Origin of the sequence: Streptomyces sp. NPDC059009, from assembly GCF_042740175.1 — a bacterium.
Lineage (GTDB): Bacteria > Actinomycetota > Actinomycetes > Streptomycetales > Streptomycetaceae > Streptomyces.
This window is the reverse complement of record NZ_JBHYJB010000092.1, coordinates 1-9492: the sequence shown is the minus strand read 5'-3', so window position 1 is coordinate 9492 and position 9492 is coordinate 1. Positions and strand designations below refer to the sequence as shown.

General features: G+C 72.5%; 9 protein-coding genes. 4 read left to right on the top strand and 5 right to left on the bottom strand.

Annotated features, from left to right (window positions below; all coding sequences use genetic code 11):
* Nucleotides 1–180 precede the first annotated feature (180 nt).
* Together ACFWYM_RS44710 and ACFWYM_RS44705 are read left to right on the top strand one after the other, a co-directional pair.
* Nucleotides 181–1110, top strand: a complete 930-nt coding sequence (locus tag ACFWYM_RS44710; RefSeq protein ID WP_384851320.1) for a hypothetical protein — start codon at nt 181–183, stop codon at nt 1108–1110.
* 5 nt (nt 1111–1115) lie between these two features.
* The gene (locus ACFWYM_RS44705) at nt 1116–1283 is read left to right on the top strand and encodes a hypothetical protein (protein ID WP_384851319.1); all 168 of its coding nucleotides are present in this window, start codon (nt 1116–1118) and stop codon (nt 1281–1283) included.
* 25 nt (nt 1284–1308) lie between these two features.
* On the opposite strand, the gene ACFWYM_RS44700 is transcribed toward ACFWYM_RS44705, so the two are convergent.
* Both ACFWYM_RS44700 and ACFWYM_RS44695 read right to left on the bottom strand, forming a co-directional pair.
* A complete protein-coding gene (locus ACFWYM_RS44700; protein ID WP_384851318.1) occupies nt 1309–2295 on the bottom strand; it encodes a DeoR/GlpR family DNA-binding transcription regulator in 987 nt (328 codons plus the stop codon).
* A gap of 219 nt (nt 2296–2514) precedes the next feature.
* Complete coding sequence (locus tag ACFWYM_RS44695; RefSeq protein ID WP_384851317.1) at nt 2515–3963, bottom strand: NAD(P)H-quinone dehydrogenase; 1449 nt, start codon at nt 3961–3963, stop codon at nt 2515–2517.
* A 140-nt stretch (nt 3964–4103) separates the two neighbouring features.
* Between ACFWYM_RS44695 and ACFWYM_RS44690 the strand changes: the two genes are divergently transcribed.
* Nucleotides 4104–4541 (top strand): gamma-glutamylcyclotransferase, encoded by a 438-nt coding sequence (locus ACFWYM_RS44690; protein ID WP_384851316.1) that lies wholly within the window; start codon nt 4104–4106, stop codon nt 4539–4541.
* A gap of 78 nt (nt 4542–4619) precedes the next feature.
* A complete protein-coding gene (locus tag ACFWYM_RS44685) occupies nt 4620–5246 on the top strand; it encodes a PH domain-containing protein (protein WP_384851315.1) in 627 nt (208 codons plus the stop codon).
* Nucleotides 5247–5319: 73 nt separating this feature from the next.
* Here the strand turns inward: ACFWYM_RS44685 and ACFWYM_RS44680 are convergent, their stop codons facing one another.
* The 3 genes from ACFWYM_RS44680 to ACFWYM_RS44670 all read right to left on the bottom strand — a co-directional run bounded on the left by ACFWYM_RS44680 (nt 5320) and on the right by ACFWYM_RS44670 (nt 9290).
* The gene (locus ACFWYM_RS44680; protein ID WP_384851314.1) at nt 5320–6552 is read right to left on the bottom strand and encodes a hypothetical protein; all 1233 of its coding nucleotides are present in this window, start codon (nt 6550–6552) and stop codon (nt 5320–5322) included.
* A gap of 146 nt (nt 6553–6698) precedes the next feature.
* On the bottom strand, nt 6699–8345 hold the full coding sequence (locus tag ACFWYM_RS44675; RefSeq protein WP_384851313.1) for a phospho-sugar mutase: 1647 nt from the start codon (nt 8343–8345) through the stop codon (nt 6699–6701).
* A 114-nt stretch (nt 8346–8459) separates the two neighbouring features.
* Nucleotides 8460–9290 carry a purine-nucleoside phosphorylase gene (locus ACFWYM_RS44670; protein WP_384851312.1) on the bottom strand — a complete coding sequence of 277 codons (831 nt, stop codon included), beginning with the start codon at nt 9288–9290 and terminating at the stop codon, nt 8460–8462.
* Nucleotides 9291–9492: the final 202 nt, after the last annotated feature.

The window sequence follows — 9492 nt, the reverse complement described above, 5'->3', positions numbered from 1 at the left end:
GGGCTACAGATAGCCCGTCCGGCGCTTGAGGACGAGCCGCGTCAGCGGCGACATGGGTGCCCCAGGGCCGACGGAGTCGGCGGATTCGGGAAGGGGCGGGACTGGGGAAAGAAGAAACCGCTCCGCCCGCCCACACGTCCTCCCCCACAGAAAGCTGAACCACCAGGCAGGGGGGCCACCGTGGGCAAGGCAAGGAACATCGCAGAGGGCACCGCCGCCCTGCTGGCCGCAGGCGTCATCGCCCTCAACATCCACTACGCCGCCACCACCCCCACCGGCCACCACTACGAGGCGGGCCTCACCCTCGGCCTGGCCATCGCCCTCTCCGTCGCCCTGCTCCGCCGCTTCACCCACCTCCCCCTCGGCCGCACCCGCCCCTACGCCTTCCAACTCCCGCACCCGGCACCCGACTGGCGCGCCCCGGTGCCCGATCCACGGGGCGACCCCGAGGCCCTGCGCCCGTACGCGGAGACCCGCGCCGCGCTGCTGAGCAACGCCTCGGCGCTCGCGGACACGCTGCACCACAGCTGCGCACTCCCCGACGAAGAACGCAGGAGGCTCCAGCGGATCGCCTCGGCGGCGTCCGTCCGGGCGAGCAACGCGGTGGTGATCCAGACCGAGGGCAGGGGCGACGCGGCGTATGTGATCGGGGAGTTGACCGCGGCCATCGAGTTCGCGCGGATCGGCATGCGGGCGGTGGAGGCGCTCACGACGGAGCGCCCGCTGGTCGCGGACCCGCCCTGCTACTTCAACCCGCTGCATGAGCGCGGGCACGCGCGCGTGGACTCCCCGCTCGCCGTGGACGGCGCCACGGCGCAGGTCGCGGCCTGCCGGGGCTGCGCGGCGGCGGGCCCGGCACCGCTGCTGGTGCCGACGGCGGACGGATCAGGCGGTGCGATGCGACGCGCCTCCTTGGAGGGGCGGCGGCGGGAGACGGGCGGGCAGGTGCCGTACTACGAGAGCGAGGCCGTGGAGCCCCGCTGGCGGCTGCGCGGCTACGGCGCGGTGCTGCCGGAGGACGACGGCTCCGCGATGCTCACGGCCGCGCACGACGGCTACCGGACCGGCGCCTCGAAGAGCCCCAACGAGCCCCGTACGAAGGTGGGTTGACGGACATGGGAGATCTGCTCAGCGGCGTGCTCTCCGGGCTCGCCATCGGTACCTGCGTCACCTACCCGCTGATCCTCTGGCTCACCAGGAACCTCAGGGGCCTGCCGCCGAACCGGAGGGAGCGCAGGGCCCGCGCGGAGCTGGACACCTTCTTCAAGGGACAGCTCCCGTAGGCCCGTACGGAAACGGCGCTCCCGGTCAGCGGCGGCGCAGGTCCGCGACCCGTGCCGCCCGCTCGTTCGGCGGCTGCTCCCCGAGCACGGCCGCGGAGCGCAACTGCGCGCCGGAGCCGGGTCCGTGGTTGCGGCGCTGGCCCGGCAGCGGCACGTCCCGGCGCGGCTGCCGCCCCGCCGGGACGGAATCCACACCGGGCCCCGAACCCGAGCCGGGTCCCGCCCCCGCCGCCGTGCCCGCCACCGCGATCTGCACGCCCTGGTCCGCCAGGGCCTGCAACTCGGTGGCCGCACGGTCGTCGTGGGCCGGCGGCTCGTCCGTGACGAGGCGGGTGATCACGTCCGTCGGCACCGTCTGGAACATCGTGTCGGTGCCGAGCTTGGTGTGGTCGGCGAGGACGACCACCTCGGCGGCCGCCTGGACCAGAGCGCGGTCCACGCTCGCCGAGAGCATGTTGGACGTGGACAGGCCCCGCTCGGCGGTCAGACCGCTGCCGGAGAGGAAGGCACGGGACACCCGCAGCCCCTGCAGGGACTGTTCGGCGCCGCTGCCCACCAGGGCGTAGTTGGATCCGCGCAGCGTGCCACCGGTCATGACGACCTCGACGCGGTTGGCATGGGCCAACGCCTGCGCCACCAAGAGGGAGTTGGTGACGACGGTGAGACCGGGCACACGCGCGAGCCGGCGTGCCAGCTCCTGCGTGGTGGTGCCCGCACCGACGACGATGGCCTCGCCCTCTTCAACGAGGCCCGCCGCCAGGTCGGCGATGGCGGTCTTCTCCGCGGACGCGAGATGTGATTTCTGCGGAAAGCCGGACTCCCGCGTGAATCCGCCCGGCAATACCGCACCGCCATGTCGGCGGTCGAGGAGTCCTTCTGCCTCCAGCGCGCGCACGTCCCGCCGTACGGTCACTTCGGAGGTCTGGACGACGCGGGCGAGCTCACGGAGCGATACCGCTCCGTTGGCCCGCACCATTTCGAGGATCAATTGGCGACGTTCTGCAGCGAACACGAAACTGACAGTAACCCCAACGACCGTCTGCTTTCAGCAGTTTGCGCCGAATTACAGAAGTTGTTCGCACGGCAGGGTGGGAAGTGGTATAGGCGCCTATCCACCCCGCCTATGCCCGGCGAATGGGCGGCAACTGCGCGTGACCTGCGGGGAGTTCTTCCCGGCCACGTATTTGATCTGCGGCGATCCCCCGGCGACCACGGGAGACCGCCCCCGCGCTCAGCCCTCGCCGGCCGTCTTACGGGTGTGAAGTTGACGCGCCACCTCGGCGATCGACCCCGAAAGCGACGGGTACACCGTGAACGCATTCGCGATCTGCTCGACCGTCAGATTGTTGTCGACCGCGATCGAGATGGGGTGGATCAGTTCCGAAGCGCGCGGTGCGACGACCACGCCGCCGACCACGATGCCCGTACCGGGACGGCAGAAGATCTTGACGAAGCCGTCGCGGATGCCCTGCATCTTCGCGCGCGGGTTGCGCAGCAGCGGCAGCTTGACGACGCGGGCGTCGATCTTCCCGGCGTCCACGTCGGCCTGGGAGTAGCCGACGGTGGCGATCTCCGGGTCGGTGAAGACGTTCGACGACACCGTCTTCAGGTTCAGCGGCGTCACCGCGTCGCCCAGGAAGTGGTACATCGCGATGCGCCCCTGCATGGCGGCGACGGAGGCGAGCGCGAAGATCCCGGTGACGTCACCCGCCGCGTACACGCCGGGAGCGGACGTCCTGGAGACCTTGTCGGTCCAGATGTGCCCGGAGTCCTTGAGCTTGACCCCGGCCTCCTCCAGGCCCATGCCCTCGGTGTTGGGGATGGCGCCGACGGCCATCAGACAGTGCGTACCGGAGATCACGCGCCCGTCGGCGAGCGTCACCTCGACGCGGTCGCCCACGCGCTTGGCGGAGGAGGCACGCGTACGCCCCATGACGTTCATGCCGCGACGCCGGAACACGTCCTCGAGGACGGCGGCCGCGTCCGGGTCCTCACCGGGCAGCACCCGGTCCCGGGACGACACGAGCGTGACCTTCGAACCCAGGGCCTGGTAGGCGCCCGCGAACTCGGCGCCGGTGACACCGGAGCCGACCACGATGAGCTCCTCCGGGAGCTCGTCCAGGTCGTACACCTGCGTCCAGTTGAGGATCCGCTCGCCGTCGGGCTGGGCGTCGGCCAGCTCGCGCGGGTGCCCGCCGGTCGCGATGAGGATGGCGTCGGCGGTCAGCAGCGTCTCGGTCCCGTCGGCGGCGGTGACGATGACGTCCCGGGTGCCGTCGATGCCCTGCGGGCCCCCGAGGCGGCCGCGGCCGCGCATGACCTTGGCGCCCGCGCGGGTCACGGAGGCGGTGATGTCGTGCGACTGCGCGAGCGCGAGCCGCTTCACGCGCCGGTTCACCTTGCCGAGGTCGACGCCGACGACCCGGGCGGCCTGGTCGATGTGCGGGGTGTCGTCCTCGACGATGATCCCCAGCTCTTCGTACGACGAGTCGAAGGTGGTCATCACCTCGGCCGTCGCGATCAGAGTCTTCGACGGTACGCAGTCGGTGAGCACCGACGCCCCGCCCAGACCGTCGCAGTCGACGACGGTCACCTCCGCGCCGAGCTGGGCGGCCACCAGGGCCGCCTCATATCCGCCGGGTCCGCCGCCAATGATCACGATCCGAGTCACGTACTCCATTGTCCCGCACGCTTCAAGACCGTTCCCCTCGGGGGTTCCGTTAGGGGCACAGGGCGCCCGCTCCGCCTCCGTGAGCACGGGGCGACCACGGGTCGGCCACGGGCGGAAGCACCAGCGGTCCCTGCCGTACCCTCGACCACATGTCGCTCTACGCCGCGTACGCCGGCAATCTCGACCCGCGGCTCATGTCACGCCGCGCCCCGCACTCACCGCTGCGCGCGACCGGCTGGCTGAACGGCTGGCGGCTCACCTTCGGCGGGGAGCACATGGGCTGGGAGGGCGCGATCGCCACGATCGTCGAGGCCCCCCGCTCCCAGGTCTTCGTCACGCTGTACGACATCGCGCCCATGGACGAGGACTCCATGGACCGCTGGGAGGGCGTCGGCCTCGACATCTACCGGCGCATGCGCGTGCGCGTGCACACCCTGGAGGGCGAGGAGCCGGCCTGGGTCTACGTCCTCAACGGCTACGAGGGCGGCCTCCCCTCGGCCCGCTACCTGGGCGAGATCGCCGACGCCGCGGAGAGCGCGGGGGCGCCGCACGACTACGTGATGGAGCTGCGGAAGCGCCCCTGCTGAGCCGCTGCCCCACCGCCCCGCCACGGGTGGAGCGGCCCGGAGAAAGCCCCGCACACCCCTACGGCAGAATCTGAGCCCATGACGACGCCCGAGCCCGCAGAGCCCGAGTACAAGGACCGCACCTACCGGTCCCCTGCCGCCATCGCGGGGGGCATCCTCCTGCTGGCCCTGGGCGCCTGGCTCGGCATCGACGCCCTGGTGCGCGGCGCGGGCCGCACCCCCTGGCTCGCCCTCGCGGGCCTGCTGTTCGCCGTGCCGCTGGTGGTCGCCTACACGATCAGGCCCGCCGTGTACGCGAACGACGAACGGCTGCGCATCCGCAACCCGTTCCGCACCATCACGCTCCCCTGGGGCGCCGTCTCGGGCCTGCGCTCCGGGTACACGAACGAGGTCTTCAGCCAGACCGGCACCAAGTTCCAGCTCTGGGCCATCCCCGTCTCGCTGCGCGGCCGCAAGCGCGCGGCCCGCCGCCAGGCCCGCCAGACCGCCGCGGACGACCCGCAGGCCGGGCGCCCCCACCTCACCGCGCCGAGCAATCTGCGCTCGGCGGGCGACCAGGCCATGGACGACCTCCGGGAGATCTCGGAGCGCCAGGAGAACGCCGAGTCGGCCCAGGGCGAGCCGACGGTGCGCTGGTCCTACGAGACCCTCGCGCCCTGCCTGGCCGGGGCGGTCCTGCTGGTGATCCTGCTCGCGGTGACCTGAGGTCCCGGGGTCCGTCCGGCGGACCGGCTCACGGCGGACCGGCTCACGGCGGACCGGCTCACGGCAGACCCGCTCACGGCGGCCCCATCCACGCGAGCAGCATGTGCCCGCCGAACGCCGCGGAGCCCACCGCCGCGGCGCCCAGGACGGTCAGCGTCACATGCGGCCGCGCCCGGGCGAGCGCGACCGCCAGGGGCAGCAGCAAGGGGAACCCGGGCATCAGGAAGCGGGCCCGCGGGAAGTACACGCCCTTGCTGCCGAGGACGATCGCGAGCAGCAGCCCCGTGAAGACGAGCAGCGGCAGCGGCTGGCGGTCCCCCACCGACAGCACGAACAGCAGCGCCGCCACGAGCAGCACGGCCGTCACCATCGCCAGGAACAGCTGGGGCCGCTCGATCCGGAACAGGTCCCACATCTCGCGCAGCGTCCCGACCCCGCCGTCCCACTCGTTGTGCCACAGCTTCTGGACGGCGAAGTACCCGTCCCAGCGCCCGAGCCGGAACCCGACCCACCCCACGTACAGGAGCCAGCCGAACGGCGCGAGCACGGCGCCCGCGAGCGCCCGCCCGTCGAAGCCGCGGCGCAGCGCGAGCAGCGCCGTCAGGGAGACCGCCGCGGCGAGCGCGACGCCCGTCGGCCGGGTGAGCCCCGCGAGCGCGGCGAGCGTCCCCGCCCACACCCAGCGCCCGCTGAGCACGGCGTACAGGGACCACGCGGTGAGGGCCGTGAACAGCGACTCGGTGTAGCCCATCCACTGCACGAGGGCGATCGGCAGCGAGCCCCACAGGACGACGAGGACGGTGCCCACGCGGCGCCCGTAGAGCCGGGAGCCGACCGCGAAGACGCCCCACGCCGCGAGGAACGAGCACACCAGCGAGATCCCGAGCCCGACGGCGCCGCGCGGCTCGGGGGCGAGCACCTCGCCCGCCCTGATCAGCGCCGGGTAGAGCGGGAAGAAGGCGAGGTTGTTCGCGTCGAACTGGGTGCCGAGAGTGTGCGCGTAGCCGTGCTCGGCGATCTTCAGATACCAGTCGCAGTCCCAGGACTCGGCGAGCAGATGCCAGACCCCGCGGTGCTTGCGGTGCGCCCACGGGGCGAAGAGCAGGACTCCGAGGACGCGCACGGCCCCGTACGCGAGGAGGGCGGGCGAGGCGTACAGCAGGGCCCGCAGCGCGCGGGCGGAGCGCTCGCCGGGGGCGGGGCCCGGGGCGGGCCGGGGGCGGCGGGACAGGGGGACCCGGGACGGCGCGAGGGTGGCGGTCGCGGGCGTCGAGGGCTCTGATGTCGGTCGTCCGTCGTACGACACTGCGGCGGCTCCCGGAACGTGAACGTGCGCTACCGGTCGTCCCTTCCTGGGGGACCGGCAGCGCACCGGACCGCTGCGTCACCTGCCGTACGGGAACCACCCGGAAGGGTGGCTCACGTGGGAGATCTACGGATACCGGGGCTCAGTCAGATACCCGCCGCCTCCGAGAGGTCGTGCTTGAGCGCGTCGAGGAGCTCGGCGCCCCGCGCGCGGGCGGCCGGGAGCTCGTCCGCCGAGCCCACCGGGACGACGGCCTCCAGGTAGCACTTGAGCTTGGGCTCGGTGCCGCTGGGGCGCACGATGACGCGGGCCTTGTAGTCGCCGTCGAGGTGGTAGCGGAGCCCGTCCGTGGGCGGCAGCGTGGCCGTGCCCTGGGTCAGGTCCTCGGCGGAGGCGACCGTCAGGCCCGCGAGCGCGGTCGGCGGCTGCTCGCGCAGACGCCGCATCGCGTCGGCGATCAGGGAGAGGTCCTGGACGCGCACGGACAGCTGGTCGGTGGCGTGCAGGCCGTGCTCGACGGCCAGGTCGTCGAGCAGGTCGAGCAGGGTCCGGCCCTGCTCCTTCAGCTCGGACGCCAGCTCCGTGATGAGCAGCGCCGCCGTGATCCCGTCCTTGTCGCGGACGCCCTCGGGGTCGACGCAGTAGCCGAGCGCCTCCTCGTACCCGTAGCGCAGTCCTTCGACGCGGGCGATCCACTTGAAGCCGGTCAGGGTCTCCTCGTACGGGAGTCCGGCCTTCTCGGCGATCCGGCCGAGCAGGGACGAGGAGACGATGGACTCGGCGAACGTGCCCTGAGCGCCCCGCCGCACGAGGTGCGCGGCGAGCAGCGCCCCGACCTCGTCCCCGCGCAGCATCCGCCACTGCTCGCCGTCCTTGACGGCGGCCGCGCACCGGTCCGCGTCCGGGTCGTTGGCGACGATCAGGTCGGGCTCGACCTCGCCCGCCTTCGCGAAGGCGAGGTCCATCGCGCCCGGCTCCTCCGGGTTGGGGAACGCGACGGTCGGGAAGTCCGGGTCGGGCTCGGCCTGTTCGGCGACGAGCACCGGCTCCGGGAACCCGGCGCGCGCGAAGGCCGCGAGCACCGTGTCCTTGCCGACGCCGTGCATGGCCGTGTAGACGGTGCGCGCGGTGCGCGGCGACCCGGCGGCGAGCACCGCGTCGGTGCGCGCGAGATAGGCGTCGAGGACCTCGTCCCCGAGCGTCTCCCACCCGGACTCGGGCCGCGGCACGTCATCCAGGCTCCGGATGGCGTCGATCTCGGCGGCGATGCCGGTGTCGGCGGGCGGCACGATCTGCGAGCCGTCGCCGAGGTAGACCTTGTAGCCGTTGTCCCGCGGCGGGTTGTGGCTGGCGGTGACCTCCACACCCGCGACGGCGCCCAAGTGCCGTATGGCGAAGGCGAGTACGGGCGTGGGCAGCGGGCGCGGCAGGACGGCGGCGCGCAGCCCGGCGCCGGTCATCACGGCGGCGGTGTCGCGCGCGAAGTCGGCCGACTTGTACCGGGCGTCGTAGCCGATGACGACGAGGCCGTCGGTGTGGCCGGTCGACTTGAGGTACGCGGCGAGTCCGGCCGCGGCCCTGATGACGACGGACCGGTTCATGCGCATCGGCCCGGCGCCGAGCTCGCCGCGCAGCCCCGCGGTACCGAACTGGAGGGTGCCGGCGAAGCGCTCGGCCAGCTCCTCGGTGTCCTGGGCGTCGATGAGCTTGCCGAGTTCCTCACGGGTCTCGGCGTCCGGGTCCTCGGCCTGCCAGGCCCGGGCCCGCGCGATGAGTTCTGCGTCGTCCTGCACGTCTCTTCAGCCTCTCGTGTACGTACGTACGTTCCCGTGGAAGTGCCGTGCGAGTAACAGCTAACAGCTACCCACACGGCACGGATCCCGGCGGCGCCCTTGGGCACCCACTGGCTAGATGCGGCCGAGCACCTGGCCGAGGAGCTCGCCCATGCGCGTGGCGGAGTCCCGCCCGGCCTGGAGGACTTCCTCGTGGTTGAGGGGCTCGCCCGTCATGCCCGCGGCGAGGTTGGTGACGAGGGAGATGCCGAGCACCTCGGCGCCCGCCTCACGGGCGGCGATGGCCTCGAGCACGGTCGACATGCCCACGAGGTCGGCACCGATGGTGCGGGCCATGCGGATCTCGGCCGGGGTCTCGTAGTGCGGGCCGGGGAACTGGGCGTACACGCCCTCTTCGAGGGAGGGGTCGATCTCCTTGCAGAGCGCGCGCAGGCGCGGCGAGTACAGGTCGGTCAGATCGACGAAGTTCGCGCCGACGATGGGCGAGGTGGCGGTGAGGTTGAGGTGATCGCTGATGAGCACGGGCTGCCCGGGCCGCATGCCCTCGCGCAGTCCTCCGCACCCGTTGGTGAGCACGATGGTCTTGCAGCCCGCGGCCACGGCGGTGCGCACTCCGTGGGCGACGGCGGCGACGCCCCGGCCCTCGTAGTAGTGGGTGCGTCCCAGGAAGACGAGGGCGCGCTTGTCCCCCACCTTGAACGAGCGGATGCGGCCGCCGTGGCCCGCGACGGCGGGGGGCGGGAAGCCGGGCAGCTCGGTGACGGGGAACTCGGCCTCGGGGGTGCCGAGCGCGTCCACGGCGGGCGCCCAGCCGGAGCCCATCACAAGGGCGACGTCATGGGACTCGGCCCCCGTCAGCTCACGAAGGCGCGCTGCGGCGGCGTCGGCGGCGGCGTAGGGGTCGGCGTCGCCCTGGATGTCGTCCGGAATCACTGAAGCGTTCACGTGGAGGAGAGTAGCCGGTCTTCCCCTACGCGCGTAGATGACGATGCTGACGGGATCGGGATCGTTGCGTTGTCGTTTCCGACGAGGGGTGGGTGGGGTGCGGGTGGTGGGTGGGTCGGGGTGGGGACGCGGCGGTATGTCCGTCCTCGAAAAGCCGGGGGCGCCGTAGGGGTACATGAGTACTGGAGTGGGCCTGTCTCTT